Origin of the sequence: Gordonia sp. PP30 (assembly GCF_023100845.1) — a bacterium.
Taxonomy (GTDB): domain Bacteria; phylum Actinomycetota; class Actinomycetes; order Mycobacteriales; family Mycobacteriaceae; genus Gordonia.
In genome coordinates this window covers 992,540-1,012,553 of sequence record NZ_CP095864.1, presented here as the reverse complement: position 1 = coordinate 1,012,553, position 20,014 = coordinate 992,540, and the positions used below count along the sequence as shown (strand labels likewise).

Sequence of the window (20,014 nt, the reverse complement as noted above, 5' to 3'; positions counted from 1 at the left end):
TCCCGATCCACCACCCGCGGTGGGCGTGGCAGCGGCTCCGCGTAGAAGCAGCGCTCGCGAACGCTGCTTCTGTATCGACGCGCTGCTACGGACTCCTCTCATCCCCCGGCTGAGTGTGCGGTGGCACGACCAGCGTCGGGCGGAGGAACCTCGGAACGCTCCCGATCGGGCTTCAGCCGAGGATCTCGGCGGCTTCCATCCACTCCATCTCGGCGGTCTCCTTGTCCGCCAGGACCAGCTGCAACTCGTCGTTCAACGACGCGAGGCGGGTGGGGTCGACGGCCGCGTCGATCATCGCCGCGTGCAGCTCCTCCTCCCGCTTGCCCAGCTTCTCCATGGTCCGCTCGGCGCGGCTCATCGCCTTGCGGGCTGCCTGGTGCTCGGCCGGAGTCGGACCCGACCGCTCAGAAGTCTCGACCTCGCGGGTCCTGAGCTGGCGTGGCGGAGCCTGCGACGACGCGCCGTCGAAGGGCGACGGGCGCGGTGCCGCCCGACGCTCCAGATACTGGTCGATCCCCCGCGGCAGATTGGTCAGCTTCTCATCGCCGAACAGTGCCCACGTCGAGTCACAGATGCGCTCGATCAGGTAGCGGTCGTGGCTGATCACCACGAGGGTCCCGGCCCAGGAATCGAGCAGATCCTCCAGCTGCTGCAGGGTGTCGATGTCGAGGTCGTTGGTCGGCTCGTCGAGCAGCAGCACGTTGGGTTCGGCCATCAGCACGCGGGTGAACTGCAGACGACGGCGCTCGCCGCCGGACAGGTCGCCGATCGGCGTACGCTGCCGCGCCGGCGAGAAGCCGAGACGTTCGGCGAGCTGGCTGGCCGACAGCTCCTTGTCGCCGAGCATGATGTGTCCGGCGACCTCCTCGACGGCATCGAGCACGCGCATCGACTCGTCGAGGTCGTCGAGTTCCTGCCGCAGCCAGCCGAGTTCGACGGTCTTGCCCACGACCCGCCGCCCCGGGGTCACCGGCACCTCCCCGGCCAGGGCGCGCAGCAGCGTCGTCTTCCCCGAACCGTTGACGCCGACCAGGCCGATCCGTTCCCCCGGCGCGAGGCGCCAGGTGGTGTCGTCGAGCAGGGTGCGGCCGGGGGTGCCGTCCGCGCTCGACGGCGCGTCGAGGTGCGCGTTCTCCAACTCGATCGCCACCCGCCCGAGCCGCCGCTTGGCGAACGCGGAGAGCGTCACCGTGTCACGCGGCGGCGGCACGTTCGCGATCAGTTTCTCGGCCGCCTCGATGCGGTACTTCGGCTTCGAGGTCCGCGCCGGAGCGCCGCGCCGCAGCCAGGCAAGTTCCTTGCGGGCGAGGTTGCGGCGCCGTTCCTCGGCGGCGTCGGCCAGCCGTGAACGTTCGGCGCGCGCGAACACCCAGTCGTTGTAGCCGCCCTCGTACTCGTCGACGCGGCCGGAGTGGACCTCCCAGGTCCGGGCGGCGACGGTGTCGAGGAACCAGCGGTCGTGGGTCACGACCACCAGCGCGCTGCGGCGGGCCTTGAGATGCTCGGCGAGCCAGGCCACGCCCTCGATGTCGAGGTGGTTGGTCGGCTCGTCGAGGATCAGCAGATCGGCGTCGGTCACCAGCGCGGCGGCCAGCGCGACGCGCCGCCGCTGCCCGCCGGACAGCTCCTGCACCTGACGGTCGAGGATGTCGTCGACGCCGAGCCCGGCCAGGATCCCGCGAACCCGAGCGTCCGACGCCCACTCGTGCTCGGGGGTGTCCGCCCCCAGGACCACCTCGGACACCGTGGCGCCGGACGGCAGCTCGCCGCGCTGGGTCACCGTCACCATCCGCAGGCCGCCGACCCGGGTCACCCGGCCGGAGTCCGGCTCGGTGATCCCGGCGAGCAGTTCCAGGAGCGTCGTCTTGCCGCCGCCGTTGAGGCCGACGACGCCGATCCGCTCACCTTCGTGCACGCCGACGCTCACCTCGTCGAGCAGCGGCTTGATGCCGAAGCTCTTACTCACCTTCTCGGCGATCACCAGCGAGGTGTTGGTGCCCGCGGCCATGGTTCTCCATTCGTTTCGTCAAGCAGATCGTTTCGTCAAGCAGGGAATGCGGCGGTCAGTGCGCCGGGATGAGGCGCGCGCCCGGGACCGGCCCGTGCGCGGTGCGCACCGCCTTGGCGACGCCCAGCCCGGACAACTCGGTCGCCACCGAGATGGCGGCGTCCTCGCCGTCGCACAGGAACACGCAGGTCGGGCCCGAGCCGGAGACGATCCCGGCGAGTGCACCGGCCTCACCGCCGGCGCGCAGGGTCCGCCGCAGCCGCGGCTGCAGGGAGAGCGCGGCCGGCTGCAAATCGTTGTGCAGTAGCGGCGCCACCGCGTGCACGTCACCGGAGGCGAGCGCCACGATGAGTTCGTCGGGCCGCTCCGGCGGCGGCACCGTCTCCCCGCGCCCGGCCCGGAGCCGATCGAGTTCGTGGTAGACGGCCGGGGTGGAGAGCCCGCCCTTCGCCGCCACGATCACCCAGTGCAGTTCGCCGCGGTGCAGCACCGGCAGCAGTTCTTCACCGCGGTTGGTACCGAGGGCCGCGCCGCCGAGAAGGCTGAACGGCACATCGCTGCCCAGGCTCGCGGCGAGGTCGTGCAGTTCCTCGCGGTCCAGATCCAGCCGCCACAGCCGCGCGGCGGCCAGCAGTGCCCCGGCCGCATCCGCGCTGCCGCCGGCCATGCCTCCGGCGACGGGGATCTGCTTCTCGATCTCGATGGCCACCTGCGGGTCGGGCACCTGGGCGTATTCGGCGATCGCCGCGACCGCGCGGGCCGCGAGATTGGTGGCGTCGGAGGGCACGTCGTGCTGACCTTCGCCACGCACGGTCACCGAGAACTCGTCGGCGGCGCGCACGGTCACGTCGTCGTACAGCGAGAGCGCGCAGAAGACGGTGTTCAGTTCGTGGTAGCCGTCCTCGCGGAGCGGGCCCACCCCGAGGTGCAGGTTGATCTTGGCCGGGACGCGCGCCGTCGCGCCGCCCATCATCGCGTCGCCACCGGATCGGTGCCCGCCGCCCGCGCCAGCCGGACGAAATCGGCGACGTCGAGCCGCTCGCCCCGGATTCCGGGATCGATGCCGGCCTCGCGCAGCAGTTCCTCCGCGCGCGGGGCGCCGCCGGCCCAGCCGGCCAGCGCCGAACGCATGGTCTTGCGGCGTTGTGCGAACGCGGCGTCGATGACGGCGAAGGTCGCCGCCCGCTGCGCCTCGTCGGTGCCGAACGGATCCCGCCGGTCGATCCGCACCAGCCCCGACTCGATCTTCGGTTCCGGCCAGAACACGTTGCGGCCGATCGCCCCGGCGCGTTTGACGTCGCCGAAGTAGCGCGCCTTGACGCTCGGCACCCCGTAGATACGGCCCCCGGGGCCGGCGGCGAGCCGGTCGGCGACCTCGGCCTGCACCATCACCAGCACGGTGCGCAGCGTCGGGAAGTGCGTCATCAGGTGCAGGATCACCGGCACGGCGACGTTGTACGGCAGGTTCGCCACCAGCGCGGTCGGCGTCACGGGGAGGTCGGCGGGCAGCACCGTCATCGCGTCGGCGGTCACCACGTCGAAGTCGGCGGCCCGCCCGGGGGCGAACTCGGCGATGGTCCGCGGCAGACGCGCGGCGAGCACGGGATCGATCTCGACGGCGACCACCCGGCCCGCGGTCTCCAGCAGTGCCAGCGTCAGCGAACCGAGACCCGGGCCCACCTCGAGCACCACGTCGTCGGGGCCGACCCCGGAGGTGGCGACGATACGGCGCACCGTGTTGGCGTCGTGCACGAAGTTCTGGCCGAGCTGCTTGGTGGGCCGGACGCCGAGTTCGGCGGCCAGGCCGCGGATCTGCCCCGGGCCGAGGAGCCGAACGCCCGCTATGTCACTCACCAGAGCATTGTGTCAAACCGTGTCAGCGCAGACCCAGTCGCGAGGTGCACAGCGGCCAGGCGCCCCAGCCCTGCGCGGCCTGGACCTTCTTAGCGATGGCGATCTGCTCCTCGCGCGTCGCGAGGTCCGCGCGCGGCGCGTACTCCTGGCCGCCGAACGAATCCCAGGTGCCCTGGGTGAACTGGATGCCGCCGTAGAAGCCGTTGCCGGTGTTGATGGCCCAGTTGCCGGTGGACTCGCACTGCGCGATCGCATCCCAGACGCCGAACGGCTCGTGCGGGGCACCCGGCTTGGTGCCGATGCGGACGGTGGCCGGCTGCGGGGCGACGAGGACCTTCTCGCCGACCTTCTCGCGCTTGGTGACCTTGCCGTTGACGGTCGTGACGTTGTATGTGACGGTGGCCTTGCCCGGGGTACCCGGCTTCACGACGACCTTCTTGCCGTTGATCAGCGTCGGGTCCTCGGTCTTGGTCTCCGGCGGCGCGACCTTCTCGTCGACGGTCTTCTGCTCGGTCCGGATACGGGTCACCTTGATGGTCATGCCCTTGGTGACCGGCGTGCTCGCGGCGGGCACCACCTTGTCGGTGGGCGCCAGCGGCTTCCCGATGCGCTCGAACAGGTCGCCGACGGTCTTCGCCGCGACGACGGTGCGCTCGGTCTTGCCCGCGTCGGTGAGCACCACCGACTTGGGCAGGATCACGTCGACGTCGCCGCCGCTCACCGGCACCCGATGGTCCAGCGAGGTGCTGACGGCGGCCTGGGTCAGGCCCTGCTCGGCGAGGATCTCGCCGACGTTGTTCTTGTGGGTCTTCACGATCTCCGGCTTGCCGTCGACCGTGAGCTCGACGCTCTTGAGCCGGTCGACGACGACGGTCTGGCCGTCGTGCGGCATGCTCGACAGCGCGACGTTCACCTTGTCGCCCGACTTCGGCTGGACGCCGTGGGCCTCGAGGACGTCGCCCACCGAGAAGGCCATGGTGGAGACCTCTCGGCTCTGACCGTCGATCGTCAAGGTCAGTTCCTTGTGCATGACGGCGCCGGTGGCGCCGCCGGCGGCGACGGTGAACAGCAACGCGCCGGTGACGACGCGGGCGCTGACCGAGTTGGTCGCATTGATGCGCGTGAAAACTGACAAGAAAATCTACCTGCTTACCACTCAAGCCCGCCGTCCCGACCGGCGGGCCCCCGAAAAGGGATCACAGTACGGTAACGAACAGACCGTCGTTACCGCAACGGCATCCCGTACGCCCGTCGGGCGTTGGCCCCCAGGATCTGGGCCATCCGTTCGGGCGATACGCCCCGGACATCCGCCAGACACCGGGCCGTGTACGGCACGCAATACGACTGATTCGGCTGGCCACGGTAGGGATGCGGGGTGAGGAACGGTGCGTCGGTCTCCACCAGGATCTGCTCGTCCGGGGTGAGTGACGCGGCCTGCCGCAGCTCACCCGCGTTGACGAACGTCACAGTCCCGGAAAAGCTCAGCAGGTAGCCGCGGTCGATGCATTCGCGGGCGATCGGCACATCCCCGGAGAAGCAGTGCATGATCACCGTCTCCGGCGAACCCTCGGCCGCGAGCACGTCGAGCAGGTCGCGGTCGGCGTCCCGGTTGTGGATCATCAGCGGCTTGCCCGACCGCTTGGCCAGGTCGATGTGCCAGGCGAAGACGTCCTTCTGGGTGGCCGGATCGGCGCAGGTGTCCGAATGCACCGTCCAGTAGTAGTCGAGGCCGGTCTCGCCGATCGCGACGACTCGCGGGTCAGCCGCCATCGTCTCCAGTTCGGCGCGCGCCGCGTCGTCCAGGTCCGCCGCATGGGTCGGGTGCAGGCCGACGGCCGCGAAGACCCGCGGGTCCCAGTGCGCGGCGGCCACCGCCCAGCGGGCGTCGACCATGTCGTCGGCGACGGTCACCACCTGCTCCACACCGGCCCGCTCGGCGTGATCCATGATCTCGGCGACGGACTCGGCGGTCCGCCCGCCGCACGACGCGAGGTGGGTGTGCGCGTCGACCAGCCCGGGCAGCGGTTCCGGATCCGGCGGCGGCTCCCGGCGCTTGCGGCGCTTGATCTCCTTGGCCGACATCTCCTTGCTCTCGTCGCTCACAGGTCGACCGTCCCGGCGATCACCGACGCACACCGCCCGCCGATCCAGATCTGCTCGCCGTCGTCTCGCACGCTCACCCGGCCGGTGCGGCCGAGCGCCGTCCCCTGGGCGGCCACGTACGACGACGGAACCAGCCCGACACCGCGCAGCCAGACCGCGATCCCGGCATTGAGGCTGCCGGTGACCGGGTCCTCCGGCACGCCGACGCCGGGGATGAAGGCGCGCACCTCGTAGTCGACGCCGCCCGGACCGGCGCCCGCCCGCCACGGCCCGACCACGCCGACGAAGTCGTCCGGACCCAGCGCACTCATGTCCGGGCGCAGATCCAGGACGGTCTGGCCGTCGTCGAGCAGCAGCGCCAGCCACGGCGGACCGTTGCTGACCCAGTTCGCGGCCACCACGTCCGACGGCCGCAGGCCCAGGGCAGCGCGCACGCGGTCGAGATCGGCGGCGGCGACCGGGCCGCCGCGAGTCAGCGGCGGTGCGACGAACGCATAACGATCGGCGGCAGCCTCGCGGCGCACGGTGACCAACCCGATGCCGCATTCCTGCACCAGGTCGGCGCCCTCGGAGCCCCGGCGGCGCGGGATCCCGCCGGCCGCCAGCCAGGCATGCGCCGAGCCGAGGGTGGGGTGTCCGGCGAACGGCAGTTCGCCACCGGGAGTGAAGATCCGCAGCCGGTAGTCGGCCCCGTCCGCGGTCGGCGGCAGCACGAACGTGGTCTCCGACAGGTTGGTCCAGCGCGCGAAGCGCGCCATCTCGTCGTCGGTCAGGTCAGCCGCATCGCAGACCACCGCGACCGGGTTGCCACTCGCCGGTCCGTCACCGAACACATCCACTTGAAAGAATCGCCGCTGCGTCACCCGGCACAGCGTATCGGGTGCGGGTAGCGTTTCCGATTGTGCTCGGACTACCACCTGCGATCACCGTCCTGCTCTTCGATCTGGACGGTGTGCTCACCACGACCGCGACGCTGCATATGACCGCCTGGCGGGATGCGTTCAACGATTTCCTGCGACCGCGCGGCGGCGCACCGTTCACCGATCAGCACTACCTCGACTACGTCGACGGCCGCCCCCGCATCGACGGCGTTCGGAGCTTCCTGGCGTCCCGGAACATCACGGTCGACGACGCCGTGGTCGACCAGATCGCGGACAGCAAGAACGCCGCCTTCATCGCGAGCCTGGAGCGCGACGGAGTGACGCCCTACCCGGGTTCGGTGCGCTACCTCGACGCGGCACGCGCGGCGGGGCTGCGTATCGCGGTGGTGACCTCCAGCAAGAACGGCGCGCCCGTGCTCGACGCGGCGGGGCTGACCGGCTACGTGGAACAACGGGTGGACGGCAACACCATCGTCGCCGAGGGACTGAACGGCAAGCCCGCGCCCGACTCGTACCTGCGCGGCGCCGAACTGATGGGGGTGCCTCCGGAACAGGCCGCCGTGTTCGAGGACGCCATCTCGGGGGTCCAGGCGGGCGCCGCCGGGCACTTCGGCTACGTTGTCGGGATCGATCGCGTGGGCGGCACCCAGGCCGACGCGATGCGAGCAGCCGGCGCCGACGTCGTCGTCGACGATCTCCACGACCTTCTCTCCGAGTAGCCAGGAGGCCTGTCCCATGGTCGACACCCCGACCCACAGCACGCACGGCGACACCGCCAGCCACACCGACCCGACGAACGTCCCGCAGCACGGCGTCCACCCGGTGCACGGTTTCGACATCAATCCCTGGCAGCTGTGCTGGCGCGGGATGGACGTCGACATGATCGGCCGGACCGAGACGCTGTTCGCGCTGTCCAACGGCCACATCGGGCTGCGCGGCACCTTCGAGGAGGGTGAGCCGGTGGAACAGCCGGGCACCTACCTCAACGGCTTCTTCGAGGCCCGCGACCTGCCGTACGCGGAGAGCGGCTACGGCTATCCCGAGTCCGGGCAGACCGTGGTCAACGTGACCGACGGCAAGATCATCCGCCTGCTGGTGGAGGACGAGCCGATGGATCTGCGCTACGGGCGGACCGTCGATCACGAGCGGGTCCTCGACTTCCGCACCGGCACGCTGCGGCGCAGCACGCTGTGGACGTCGCCGACCGGGCGCACCGTCCGCATCCGCAGCGAACGGCTGGTGAGTTTCACCAAGCGGACCATCGTCGCCACCCGCTACGAGGTGGAGCCGATCGGCGAGGACATGAAACTGGTGCTGCAATCCGATCTGCTGGCCAACGAGCCGGTGCCGCTCCCCGGCAACGACCCCCGGCTGGCCGCCGCGCTCGACGCGCCGCTGGTCCCGGCGCTGGCCGACTGCGAGGGGACCGCGGCGGTCCTGGTGCACCACACCAAGCGTTCGGGTCTGACGGTGGCCGCGGCGATGGGTCACGAACTCGATGTGCCCGGCAACGCCGACGTCTTCGTGCGGGCCGACGGCGACCTGGCCCGGATGACGGTCGCGGCGGCCGTCCCGCAGGGCAGCAAGCTGGTGCTGACCAAGTACGTCGCCTACGGCTGGTCGGCGCGGCGCTCGGTCCCCGCGCTCCGCGCCCAGGCCGAGGCCGCCCTCGCGATGGCGGCCGAGACCGGCTGGGATGCGCTGAAGGCCGAGCAGGCCGAGTTCCTCGACGAGTTCTGGCGCGATGCCGACATCGAGATCGACGGCGACCCCGAATTGCAGCAGGCGATCCGGTTCTCCCTGTTCCACGTGCTGCAGGCCGGCGCCCGCGGCCAGTCCCGGCAGATCCCGGCGAAGGGGCTCACCGGCCCCGGCTACGACGGCCACACGTTCTGGGACACCGAGAGCTTCGTGCTGCCGATGCTCACCTACACGGTGCCCGGCGCGGCCGGCGAGGAACTGCGCTGGCGGCACGCTACGCTCGACAAGGCCAAGGCCCGCGCCGCCGAACTCGCCCAGCACGGCGCCATGTTCCCGTGGCGCACCATCGACGGCGACGAGTGTTCGGGCTACTGGCCGGCGGGCACCGCGGGCGTGCATGTGTCCGCGGACATCGCCAACGCGACGGGCCGCTATCTGCGCGCCACCAACGACGAGGCCTTCGAGGTCGAGTGCGGCGTGGAACTGCTCGTGGAGATCGCCCGCTTCTTCGCCGGCTTCGGCCACCACGACACGGCCGGCCGCTTCCGCATCGACGGGGTCACCGGACCGGACGAGTACACCGCCATCGTCAACAACAACGTGTTCACCAATCTCGCTGCGCAGCAAGCGCTTCGGGACGCGGTGGCCGTCGTGCACCGGCAGCCGTCGGTGGCCCGGGAACTCGGCGTGACCGACGACGAGGTGACGTTCTGGGCGTCGTGCGCCGATCACATGACCATCCCGTACGACGAGGCGCACGGCGTGCATCAGCAGTGCGAGGCCTTCACCCTGCTCGACGAGTGGGATTTCGAGGCCTCCCGCGACAAGTACCCGCTGCTGCTCAACTACCCGTACTTCGACCTGTACCGCAAGCAGGTGGTGAAGCAGGCCGATCTGGTGTTCGCGACCTATCTCTTCGGCGACAGCTTCACCGCCGAGGAGAAGCGCGCGGTGTTCGACTACTACTACCCGATCACCGTGCGCGACTCGTCGCTGTCGGCGTGCTGCGAGGCCGTGGCCGCCGCGGAGGTCGGCTACCTGGATCTGGCCTACGACCTGATGTGCGAGTCGGTGTTCACCGATCTGCACGACCTGCACAACAACGTGTCGTCGGGCCTGCACATCGCGGCGCTGGCCGGCGCCTGGACCGACTGCGTCGCCGGTTTCGGCGGGATGCGCGACTTCGGCGGCAACATCACCTTCGCGCCGCGGCTGCCGTCCCGGCTGAACTACATGTCGTTCCGGATGCTGATCCGGGAGTCGCGGATCGTCGTCGCGGTCGACACCGACCAGGCCACGTACCGGCTGCTCGACGGCCCGCCGATCGAGCTGGCGCACTTCGGTGAACGGTTCACGCTGAGCGATGTTCCGGTGACCAAGCCGATCCCGGCGATCGAGCCGGGCACGCCGCCGGAGCCGCCGATCGCCTGCGCCCCCTACCGCCGGTAATCTGTGACGCACTATGCGACCCCCCTTCTACATCACCACCGCCATCGCCTACCCGAACGGTGTGCCGCACATCGGGCACGCCTACGAGTACATCTCGGCGGATGCGCTGGCCCGGTTCAAGCGGCTCGACGGCTACGACGTCCGGTTCCTCACCGGCACCGATGAGCACGGCCAGAAGATGCAGCAGACGGCCGAGAAGGAAGGCATCGGCACCGCCGAACTCGCGCGCCGCAACTCGGACCGCTTCCAGGACCTGCAGGAGCGACTCGGGTCGTCGTTCGACCGCTTCATCCGCACCACCGACGACGACCACCACCGCGCCAGCCAGGCCATCTGGCAGCGCATGGTCGACGCCGGGGACATCTACCTCGACTCCTATTCGGGCTGGTACGACGTCCGCGACGAGACCTTCGTAGTCGAGGACGACACCCGGGTCGACGACGACGGCAACCGCGTCGCCGTCGAGAACGGGCACGTGCTGACCTGGACGGAGGAGCAGACCTACTTCTTCCGGCTCTCGGCCTATCAGGACAAGTTGCTGGCGCTGTACACCGAGCATCCCGAGTTCATCGGGCCGGACGTGCGCCGCAACGAGGTGGCGAGCTTCGTCGCCGGCGGCCTGAACGACCTGTCCGTCTCGCGCACCACCTTCGACTGGGGGGTGCCGGTCCCGGACGGCGACGGCCACGTGATGTACGTCTGGGTCGACGCCCTCACCAACTACCTGACCGGCGTGGGCTTCCCCGACGACCCCGAGACCTTCGCGCGCTACTGGCCCGCCGACCTGCACATCATCGGTAAGGACATCATCCGGTTCCACTGCGTGTACTGGCCGGCGTTCCTGATGAGCGCGGGGATCGAGCTGCCCAAGCGGGTCTTCGCGCACGGCTTCCTGTTCAACAAGGGCGAGAAGATGAGCAAGTCGACCGGCAACGTGATCGACCCGAACTCGCTGATCGACCGGTTCGGCGTCGACCCGGTGCGCTTCTTCTTCCTGCGCGAGGTGAGCTACGGGCAGGACGGGTCGTACTCGACGGAGGCCATCGTCACCCGGATCAACGCCGATCTGGCCAACGAGTACGGCAATCTGGCGCAGCGCACGCTGAGCATGATCGGAAAGTACTTCGACTCGGCCGTTCCGGAGCCGGGCGAGTTCACCGCCGACGACCGCGCGCTCCTCGACGCCGCGGGCACCCTGCTGGGTACCGTCCGGGGACACTTCGACGCCCAGGCGATCCACCTCGGTCTGGAAGCGCTGTGGTCGACGCTCGCCGACACCAACCGCTACATCTCCGCGCAGGAGCCGTGGAAGCTGGCCAAGACCGATCTGGAGCGCACCGCCACCGTGCTGTACGTGTGCGCCGAGGTGATCCGCATCGTCACGCTGCTCGCCCAGCCGGTGATGCCGACCGCGACGGGTACCGTCCTCGACCTGCTCGCCGTGGGCGACGACGACCGCGACTTCGCCGCGCTCGACAAGCGCCTGCTTCCGGGCACCCCGCTGCCCAAGCCTGCACCGGTCTTCCCCCGCGTCGAACTCCCCACCGCCGACTGAGCCTCGCGTCACGATGGTCCTTTCGACACGCCGACTCACTTCGTTCGCCGGCGGCTCAAGGGGCTGTCGACCCCGAGCCCGCCCCGGCGGCGAGGAACGCAGTGACCCGAAGCGGGCCCTTACGGTGAGGAACGCAGTGACCCAAGCCCGTTGAACCGGTGAGAAATGCAATGACCCAAGCCCGTTGAACCGGTGAGAAATGCAATGACCCAAGCCCGTTGAACCGGTGAGGAATGCAGTGACCCAAGCCCGTTGAGCCGGTGAGAAACGCAGTGACCCAAGCCCGTTGAGCCGGTGAGGAACGCAGTGACCAAGCCCGTTGAGCCGGTGAGGAACGCAGTGACGAACCGTGTCGAAACGCCGCCCTTTGAGCCGGGCCGACGAAGGAGGCCCGTGTCCCGCCACTTGTGCCGGGCCGACGAAGGAGGCCCGTGTCGAAAGGCACCCCCGTGACGAACCGTGCCGAAACGCCGCCCGCCCTGGACCTCTTCCGCGCCCTCACCGCACGCACCGAGGCCGACGGCCGCCCCGGTCCCGCCGCCCTGATCGGCGACTGGTGCGACGGCGATGCGGTGATCGCGCCGTCGATCGAGATCGTCCCGGACCTGCGCCCGCCCGACCGGCCGGACCGGTTCTGGCTCGGCTACCTGGGCTTTCCCGTGCACGGCGACGCCGGCCCGCTCCCCGAGGTCGCGGGCGGACTGACCGACGGGATGCTGATCCTGCGCGACGGTGACTGGTCGTGGGAGTCCCCGGCCGGCGCGCCCCTCCCCGCCTGGGTCGCCCAGACTCTCGAAGTGCCGAATCGGGGCTCACCGGGAAGCCCGACTCGGCACTCCGCCGACACCGCTCCGCCCGGGTGGACCGCCACCTGGACCCCGCCCGACCGCGACCCCCACCTGGAAGCCGTCGCGGCCTGCCGCGAGGCGATCGCCGCCGGCGAGGTGTACCAGGCCTGCATCTGCACCCGGTTCACCGGCTCACTCGACGGCCGCCCGCACGACTATTTCGCCGATCTCGCCGTGGCCACCACCCCCGCGAAGGCCGCCTTCCTGCACGGTGAGTGGGGCTCGGTGGCGAGTCTGTCCCCCGAATCGTTCCTGTCCCGGCGGGGCGGGCGCGTCACGTCGTCGCCGATCAAGGGCACCGTGCCGCGCGATGTCGACCCGCTGGTGCTCGCCGCGTCGGCCAAGGACGTCGCCGAGAACGTGATGATCGTCGATCTGGTGCGCAATGACCTCGGGCGGGTCGCCGCCATCGGCAGCGTCACCGTTCCCGACCTGCTCACCGTGGTCGGCGCACCCGGTGTCTGGCACCTGGTCTCCACCGTCGCGGCGACGCTCGCGGAGACCGTCGGCAACGACGCCCTGCTGGCCGCGACCTTTCCCCCGGCGTCGGTCACCGGCACGCCGAAGATCCGGGCCGCGGAGCTGATCGTGGAGTGGGAGCGTGATCCGCGCGGGGTCTACTGCGGCGCCGTCGGCATCGCCGGCCCGGACGGCCTCCTCGACCTGAACGTCGCGATCCGGACCGTGGCGATCACCCCGGACGGCACCATGACCCTCGGCGTCGGCGGCGGCATCACCTACGACAGCGACCCGGCCGCCGAATGGCAGGAGTGCCTGGACAAGGCGGCCTCGATCGTCACTCGCGGCGGGCGGTGAGCACCGCCTCGTAGACCTCGCGGCGGCTGAACGGAGTTCCGGCGGCGGCCTGCTCGCACGCGTCCTTGAGGCGCGTCCCGGCATCGGCGAGCGCGGCCGCACGAGCCACCACCGAGCCGAGGTCCGCCTCGTCGTCGACGGCGGAGGCCCCGGCGATCACGACGGTGATCTCCCCCTTCACGCCCCCGGCGGCCCACTCGGCGAGGTCGGCGAGGCCGCCGCGGCGCACCTCCTCGTAGGTCTTGGTCAGTTCGCGGCACACCGCGCCACGCCGGTCGGGGCCGAGCACCTGCGCCGCATCGGACAGCGTCTGCGCCAGGCGATGCGGCGATTCGAAGAAGACCACCGTGCGCGGCTGCGTGCGCAGGGACGCGAGCCAGTCGCGGCGGGCACCCGGTTTGCGCGGCGCGAAGCCGTCGAAGCAGAAGCGTTCGGAGGGCAGCGCGGACAGCGCCAGCGCGGTGGTGACGGCCGACGGCCCCGGCAGGCAGGTGACCCGCAGTCCGGCATCGGCGCACGCGGCGACCAGCCGGAATCCCGGATCGCTGACCGACGGCATCCCGGCGTCGGTGATCAGCAGCACCGTCGCCCCGCCGGCGATCGCCTCGACGAGTTGCGGTGCGCGCTGCGCCTCCACGTGGTCGTAGTAGCTGACCAGCCGGCCGCCGATGGTCACGTCCAGCGCGGCCGCGAGCGAGCGTGCCCGGCGGGTGTCCTCGGCGGCCACGATGTCCGCCGAACCGAGCGCTTCACGCAGCCGCGGCGACGCATCTCCGGCCTGCCCCATCGGTGTCCCGGCCAACACCAGTGCTCCACTCACCTGCACCAAGCTACCCGTCCTCTACCATCGGCCTGGTGAGTCCCGCCGTCGCCGATCGCGCCACCGTCCTGCCCCGGGCGCGCGTCGAAGACCTCGGCACGGCACCCGGCCCGGAGATCCCCGAACCGGTCTTCGGCGCCACCGACCGGCTGCGCGGCACGATCGTCGGCGCCGTCATCACGATCCTCGCGGTGATCACCCGGTTCTGGGACCTGAGCGATCCGACCGACCAGGGCACCCCGGTGTTCGACGAGAAGCACTACGTCCCGCAGGGCTGGCAGGTGCTGACCGGCGGCGGCTGGATCGAGGACAATCCGGCGTACGGCCTGGTGGTGCACCCGCCGGTCGGCAAATGGATGATCGCCGCCGGTGAGGCGATGTTCGGCTACGGCCCGGTGGGCTGGCGGTTCGCCGCCGCCGTCTCCGGCGTCATCATCGTCCTGGCGGTCTACCTGACGACGCGCCGACTGAGCCGCTCGACGCTGATCGGCGCGCTCGCCGGCCTGTTCGCGATCTGCGACGGCGTGCTGTTCGTGCAGTCCCGCATGGGCATGCTCGACATCTTCCAGGCCCTCTGGCTGGTGCTGGCCTTCGCGTGCCTGATCGCCGACCGCGACCAGGTCCGGGCCCGGCTGCACCGCGCGTACATCGAAGGCCGGATCGGTGACAGCCCGCTCGGCCCGCGGCTGGGCTTCCGCTGGTACCGCTTCACCGCCGGCGTGATGCTCGGGCTGGCGCTCGGCACCAAGTGGTCGGGCGTCTACTTCATCGTCTTCTTCGCGGCCCTGTCCCTCGGGTTCGACGTCGCCGCGCGCAAGGCGTACCACGTGCCGAAACCGTGGAAGGGCACGCTGCTGCGCGATGTCCCGGCGGGCCTGGCCTCGCTGGCGGCCATGCCCGTGGCGATCTACCTCGCGACTTTCGCGGCGTGGTTCCGCTCGGAGAGCTCGGTGTACCGCTACGTGGTGGGCACCGAGGTCGGCACCGGCGGACCGTTCTCCTGGGTGCCGGCCGCCCTCCGGTCGTTCTGGTACTACGAGAGCGGCATCCTGAAGTTCCACGAGGGCCTGACCAACGCGGCGGGCAATCATCATCCGTGGGAATCCAAGCCGTGGACCTGGCCGATGGGTCTGCGTCCGATGCTGTACGCCATCTCGTACGGCCCCGATCAGTGCGGTGGCGGCGACTGCATCCGCGCCCAGATGCTGGTCGGCACCCCGGCCCTGTGGTGGCTCTCGATCCCGATGCTCGTCTGGGGACTGTGGCGGATGATCGGCCGCCGCGACTGGCGGTACGCCGCCGTGCTCACCGCGTACGGCGCCGGGATGCTGCCGTGGTTCGCGTCCATCGACCGGCAGATGTACTACTTCTACGCGACGGCCTTCGCCCCGTTCCTGGTGATGGGCCTGGCGCTGTGCTGCAGCGACGTACTGGCGAGCGCGTCGAAGGGCAGATATTCGCAGACCCGGGTACTCGCGATCCTCGCCGTCTCGGTCTATGTGGCGCTGGTGGTCGCGAACTTCGCCTTCCTCTGGCCGATCCTGACGGGGGCGCCGGTCTCCAACGACTTCTGGAACTCCGAACTCTGGCTGCCGAGCTGGACCTGACCGGCCCCCGGCCGCGGGACTACTCCGCGAGCACGATGCCGATGCTGGTCATCACCCAGACCAGGAAGATCACCAGCAGCAGCCACATTCCGCCCTGCCAGATCTGCCAGTGACCGCCGGTGCGCCACCACCCGTAGGCCCGGGAGCCGGTCACCAGCGCACCGATCAGGACGACGGCCGGGGCGGCCAGCAGCAGGACCGTCGCCGGCACACCGGACGACGCGGCACCGGTGGCCGCGATCGCCGCGGCGAGACCGAGCGTCACGATCACCGAAACCGCCATCTCGCGCAATTCGCCGCGCGGCAGCCGGGGTTCCAGGTCGTCGTCTCCGGGCTGTTGCTGGGGCACGGCCGGGCGATCCTGGGTGTTCACACCTACGCAGAATACGCGTAGAGCAGAAAGTCCTTCCGTCCGTGCATCCGCGCTGCGCTTGGGACAGAATGAGGTCAAGGCTTCTGACGGATGCACACCGGAGGTGTCCGGGCCGCGGGTAATCGAGGATGTGGAACTCACGATGAGCGTGATTCTTGTCGGTGTAGACGGTTCGGCCGAAGCGGTCAACGCGGTGCGCTGGGCGGCACAGACCGCCGCGCTCGAGGGTGCCGACCTCAAAATCGTCTCGGCCTACACGACCACCACGAGCGACTACGCTCCCGGGCTGGTGATCCCGCAGGACGTGATCGACGCGATCCGCGGCGAGGTCAGCAAGTACGTGCAGGATGCCGCCAAGGTCGCCGAGGAAGCGGCGCCCGGCATCACCATCCACGGCTCCATCGCCGAGGGCGACGCCGCGCACGTGATGATCGACTTCTCCGAGAGCGCCGAGATGGTGGTGCTCGGCAGCCGCGGCCTGGGCGGGCTGAAGGGTCTGTTCCTCGGCTCGGTGAGCACCAGCGTCGCCGCGCACGCCAAGTCCAAGGTCGTGATCGTGCCGACCGAGGCCAAGCTGAACGACGGCCCCGTCGTGGTCGGCGTCGACGACTCGAAGATCAGCGACCCGGCCGTCGCCGAGGCCTACCGGCAGGCCGACCTGCGCAAGGCCGAGCTGATCGCCGTGCACACCTGGACCCCGCTCGACGCCGATGCCCTGCACGGCTTCGGACTGAGCGCCGAGGAGATCCAGGAGATGAGCGAGCAGGCCATCGAGGCCGTTTCCGAGCGCATGGCCGGCTACACCGAGGACTACCCGGATGTCCCGGTCAAGCGCGTGGTGATCCCCGAGGAGCCCGGCAAGGCCATCCTCGACGCGGCCGGCGATTCCGCGTCGCTGATCGTCATGGGCAGCCGCGGCCGCGGCGGCTTCACCGGCCTGCTCCTGGGTTCGCGCAGCCAGAAGGTGCTGCACAACGCCCAGGTGCCGGTGATGATCGTGCGCCACCACTGAAACACCTTCCACGCGGCCTCTGGGTCCTGCTGGCGGCCAATGTCGTCATCGCCCTCGGCTATGGACTGATCGCCCCTGCGCTGCCGCTGTTCGCGGACACCTTCGGGGTGTCCCTGACGGCGGTCACCGCGGTGGTCTCGGCGTTCGCCGTGATGCGGTTGCTGTTCGCCCCCGCCACGGGGCGGCTGGTGACCGTGCTCGGCGAACGCCGGATCTATCTGACCGGTCTGGCGATCGTCGCCGTGTCGACCCTCGCGTGCGCCTTCGCGGCGAGCTACTGGCAGCTGCTCGTCTTCCGCGCCGCCGGCGGCATCGGGTCGACGATGTTCTCCGTATCCGCGATGGCGCTGCTGATCCGGCTGGCCCCGCCGCAGATCCGCGGACGTGCCTCCGGGTACTTCTCGGCGGGCTTCCTGATCGGCAACCTCACCGGACCGCTGATCGGCGCGGCGCTCGTCGGCTACGGTCTGCAACTGCCGTTCGTCGTCTACGCGGTGGCCCTGGTGATCGCGGCGATCGGTGTCGCCACCATGATGCCGCCGGTGCCCGCGCACGGGGTGGATCAGACGCTGGCGACCGCCACCGCCCCGGTCGAGACGGTCACCTTCGGCCGGGCGTGCCGCGACGACGCCTACCGCGCGATCCTCGCCTCCAACTTCGCCCAGGGCTGGGCCTCGATGGGTGTGCGCATCGCCCTGGTCCCCCTCTTCGTGACCCAGGGCCTCGGTTCCTCGGATGCCTGGGCCGGCGTCATCCTGGCGTTCTACGCCGGCGGGAACATGATCGCCATTCTCACCGCGGGCCGGCTCTCCGATCGCTTCGGGCGACGCCCCGTCCTGATCCCCGGCCTCGCCATCGCGGCGGCGTCGACCGCGGCCCTCGGCTACTCCCCGAACCTCGCCGTGGCACTGGCCCTCACCACCGTCGGCGGCCTCGGTTCGGGACTGTTCGCGCCGACCCATCAGGCCGCGCTGGGCGACGTCCTCGGCATCCACCAGCGCGGCGGTTCGGCGCTCGCCGCGTACGGCATGTCGTCCGATCTGGGCGCGGTCACCGGACCGATGGTGACCGGCGCGGTCGCCACCGCCTGGGGCTTCGGCCCCGCCTTCGTGCTGACCGGTCTGGTATGCGCGGTCGCGCTGGCGATGTGGCTCGCAGCCCGGGAGACGCTCAGCCGCTGATGCTCAGCTCGGCGGCGTCGAGCTGAGCGAGTTCCGCGGTCAGCACCGCCGAGCTGTAGGCGCCGCGGTTGCGCAACTCCAGCAGCCGCCGGCGCTGGGCGGCGACCACCCGGCGGCGGATCCGCCGCAGTTCCTTCGCGGTCGCGATCCGGCGCTCCAGCACCTGCGCGTCGTCGTGCTCCTCGTCCTCGGGGTTCTCCAGCTCGTTCAGCAGCTCCACCTGCTGGGCGATCAGCGAGTCCTCGCCGACCACGGCCGGATCGGACAGGACCTCCCGTCCCACCTCGATCATCTCCCCGCGCAGCCGCTTCTTCTCCGCTCGCACCAGCGCGGACTGGTCGGGCAGCTTCAAGGCGCGCAGCACCGGCCCCATCAGGCCGCCCTGGATGGTCAGCGACAGCGCGGCGACGAAGAAGGCGACCAGGATCAGCAGCGCCCGGTACGGGGTGTCGGCCGGCAGCGTCTGCGCCGCGGCGAGCGTCACCACACCGCGCAGACCGCCCCACACGACCACGGTGCCCTCCCGCACCCCCATCGATTCGGTGCGGTAGTAGTCGATGTCGGCCAGCCGCCGGTCGATGATCGAGTGGTACCGGCGGCCGCGGGTGTCGGCGTCCTCGAGCGGGTCGAGCGAGTCCTTCATGGCGGCGAGCGTCTGTTCGTGCGCGATGATGCGCCGGGACCGTCGTTCCAGCAGCCAGACCATCGGCACCACGAACACCCAGCGCAGCGCCAGGATCATCACCAGCGCCACCGCGGCCGGCCACAGCGCGTGCAGCCAGCTCTCGTGTTCGTTACTCACCTCGACCACCAGGGTCCACAGCTCCAGGCCCATCATCAGGAACAGCCAGCCCTCGAGAAGCACCTCGACGGTCCGCCAGTTCTGCACATCGGACTGCCGGTGCGCGGCGGTCAGGTACTTCACCGCGGACAGGCCGGACACCAGACCCGCCGCCACCGCCGCCACCAGCCCGGACGCCCCGATCAGCTCGGCCGGGATGTAGGCGATGTAGGGCAGCGTGAACGACACCGCCGTCGCCACCGCGGTGTTCCGGATCCGGGCCCGCAGCCGGCCGCTGATCAGGCCGATCGCCACGCCGACGGCCACCGCCGCGATCAGCGACCACAGGAAGTTGAGCACCACGCCGCCGAACGAGATGCCGCCCGCCGTCGCCGCGATGGCCGCGCGCAGCACCACCAGGGCGCTCGCATCGTTGAACAGACTCTCCCCGGACAGCACGGTGACGATCCGGTTCGGCGCGCCGAGTCGTTTGATGGTCGCGGTGGCGACGGCATCGGTCGGACTCACGATGGCACCGAGCGCGACGCCGAAGGCGTAGTCGACGTTCGGCAGGATCGCCTCGAAGAACAGGCCGAGCACCAGCGCCGACACCACCACCAGCACGATCGACAACGCTCCGATGGCCTGGAAGTCGCGGCGGAAGTCCATCACCGGCATGGCTCGCGCGGCGGCGAAGAGCAGCGGCGGCAGCACGCCGACCAGGATGATCTCCGGATCCACGTCGAATTCCGGCATCGCGGGCAGAAAGCTCACCGCCACACCCACCGCGACGAGGAGCAGGGGCGCCGCGATCCGCAGCTTGGGGGCGAGCGTGTTGGCGGCGGCGATCGCGAAGACGCACAGCACCGCGACGACAGCGATCTCTATCGGGTCCACCGCCTCATTGTGGCGGACGCCTCTTTCTTCCCGCAGATCAGATCAGATCATGACATTGCTCGTTGACAAGAACTACCCGGCCTGTCACCGTTGATTCAGAACACGTTCTCGCTGCCGGGCATGACTTG

At 70.3% G+C, this 20,014-nt stretch carries 16 protein-coding genes; 7 read left to right on the top strand and 9 right to left on the bottom strand.

Annotation, left to right across the window (positions count from 1 at the left end; genetic code table 11):
* Positions 1-172 precede the first annotated feature (172 nt).
* The 6 genes from MYK68_RS04670 to MYK68_RS04645 form a co-directional block, all read right to left on the bottom strand.
* Positions 173-2,008 (bottom strand): ABC-F family ATP-binding cassette domain-containing protein, encoded by a 1,836-nt coding sequence (locus tag MYK68_RS04670; protein WP_247866542.1) that lies wholly within the window; start codon positions 2,006-2,008, stop codon positions 173-175.
* 55 nt (positions 2,009-2,063) lie between these two features.
* A complete protein-coding gene (locus MYK68_RS04665) occupies positions 2,064-2,981 on the bottom strand; it encodes a 4-(cytidine 5'-diphospho)-2-C-methyl-D-erythritol kinase (protein WP_247866541.1) in 918 nt (305 codons plus the stop codon).
* Complete coding sequence (rsmA, locus tag MYK68_RS04660; protein WP_247866540.1) at positions 2,978-3,862, bottom strand: 16S rRNA (adenine(1518)-N(6)/adenine(1519)-N(6))-dimethyltransferase RsmA; 885 nt, start codon at positions 3,860-3,862, stop codon at positions 2,978-2,980. Before rsmA ends, MYK68_RS04665 begins: the two co-directional genes overlap by 4 nt.
* 22 nt (positions 3,863-3,884) lie before the next feature.
* Positions 3,885-4,997, bottom strand: coding sequence for a resuscitation-promoting factor (locus tag MYK68_RS04655; RefSeq protein WP_247866539.1), 1,113 nt, complete (start codon positions 4,995-4,997; stop codon positions 3,885-3,887).
* Positions 4,998-5,086: 89 nt separating this feature from the next.
* On the bottom strand, positions 5,087-5,944 hold the full coding sequence (locus MYK68_RS04650) for a TatD family hydrolase (protein WP_247867927.1): 858 nt from the start codon (positions 5,942-5,944) through the stop codon (positions 5,087-5,089).
* A gap of 17 nt (positions 5,945-5,961) precedes the next feature.
* Positions 5,962-6,828 (bottom strand): PhzF family phenazine biosynthesis protein, encoded by an 867-nt coding sequence (locus MYK68_RS04645; protein ID WP_247866538.1) that lies wholly within the window; start codon positions 6,826-6,828, stop codon positions 5,962-5,964.
* A 38-nt stretch (positions 6,829-6,866) separates the two neighbouring features.
* Here MYK68_RS04645 and MYK68_RS04640 point away from each other — a divergent pair, with 38 nt between their 5' ends.
* The 4 genes from MYK68_RS04640 (at position 6,867) to MYK68_RS04625 (ending at position 13,215) form a co-directional block, all read left to right on the top strand.
* Positions 6,867-7,565 carry a beta-phosphoglucomutase family hydrolase gene (locus tag MYK68_RS04640; RefSeq protein WP_247866537.1) on the top strand — a complete coding sequence of 233 codons (699 nt, stop codon included), beginning with the start codon at positions 6,867-6,869 and terminating at the stop codon, positions 7,563-7,565.
* Between the two features lie 148 nt (positions 7,566-7,713).
* The gene (locus MYK68_RS04635) at positions 7,714-9,996 is read left to right on the top strand and encodes a glycoside hydrolase family 65 protein (protein WP_247867926.1); all 2,283 of its coding nucleotides are present in this window, start codon (positions 7,714-7,716) and stop codon (positions 9,994-9,996) included.
* A gap of 13 nt (positions 9,997-10,009) precedes the next feature.
* Positions 10,010-11,551 (top strand): methionine--tRNA ligase, encoded by a 1,542-nt coding sequence (gene metG, locus MYK68_RS04630; RefSeq protein ID WP_247866536.1) that lies wholly within the window; start codon positions 10,010-10,012, stop codon positions 11,549-11,551.
* A gap of 449 nt (positions 11,552-12,000) precedes the next feature.
* The gene (locus MYK68_RS04625) at positions 12,001-13,215 is read left to right on the top strand and encodes an aminodeoxychorismate synthase component I (protein WP_247866535.1); all 1,215 of its coding nucleotides are present in this window, start codon (positions 12,001-12,003) and stop codon (positions 13,213-13,215) included.
* Here MYK68_RS04625 and rsmI read toward each other — a convergent pair.
* On the bottom strand, positions 13,196-14,002 hold the full coding sequence (gene rsmI, locus MYK68_RS04620; RefSeq protein WP_247867925.1) for a 16S rRNA (cytidine(1402)-2'-O)-methyltransferase: 807 nt from the start codon (positions 14,000-14,002) through the stop codon (positions 13,196-13,198). The genes MYK68_RS04625 and rsmI overlap by 20 nt on opposite strands.
* A gap of 101 nt (positions 14,003-14,103) precedes the next feature.
* On the opposite strand from rsmI, the gene MYK68_RS04615 reads away from it, so the two are divergent.
* Positions 14,104-15,642 (top strand): dolichyl-phosphate-mannose--protein mannosyltransferase, encoded by a 1,539-nt coding sequence (locus MYK68_RS04615; protein ID WP_247867924.1) that lies wholly within the window; start codon positions 14,104-14,106, stop codon positions 15,640-15,642.
* Between the two features lie 19 nt (positions 15,643-15,661).
* Here MYK68_RS04615 and MYK68_RS04610 read toward each other — a convergent pair whose 3' ends face one another.
* Positions 15,662-16,015, bottom strand: a complete 354-nt coding sequence (locus MYK68_RS04610) for a hypothetical protein (RefSeq protein ID WP_247866534.1) — start codon at positions 16,013-16,015, stop codon at positions 15,662-15,664.
* Positions 16,016-16,157: 142 nt separating this feature from the next.
* On the opposite strand from MYK68_RS04610, the gene MYK68_RS04605 reads away from it, so the two are divergent.
* A complete protein-coding gene (locus MYK68_RS04605; RefSeq protein WP_247866533.1) occupies positions 16,158-17,027 on the top strand; it encodes a universal stress protein in 870 nt (289 codons plus the stop codon).
* Positions 17,024-18,208, top strand: coding sequence for an MFS transporter (locus tag MYK68_RS04600; protein ID WP_247867923.1), 1,185 nt, complete (start codon positions 17,024-17,026; stop codon positions 18,206-18,208). Before MYK68_RS04605 ends, MYK68_RS04600 begins: the two co-directional genes overlap by 4 nt.
* On the opposite strand, the gene MYK68_RS04595 is transcribed toward MYK68_RS04600, so the two are convergent.
* Positions 18,198-19,886 carry a cation:proton antiporter gene (locus MYK68_RS04595; RefSeq protein ID WP_349306154.1) on the bottom strand — a complete coding sequence of 563 codons (1,689 nt, stop codon included), beginning with the start codon at positions 19,884-19,886 and terminating at the stop codon, positions 18,198-18,200. The genes MYK68_RS04600 and MYK68_RS04595 overlap by 11 nt on opposite strands.
* Positions 19,887-20,014: the final 128 nt, after the last annotated feature.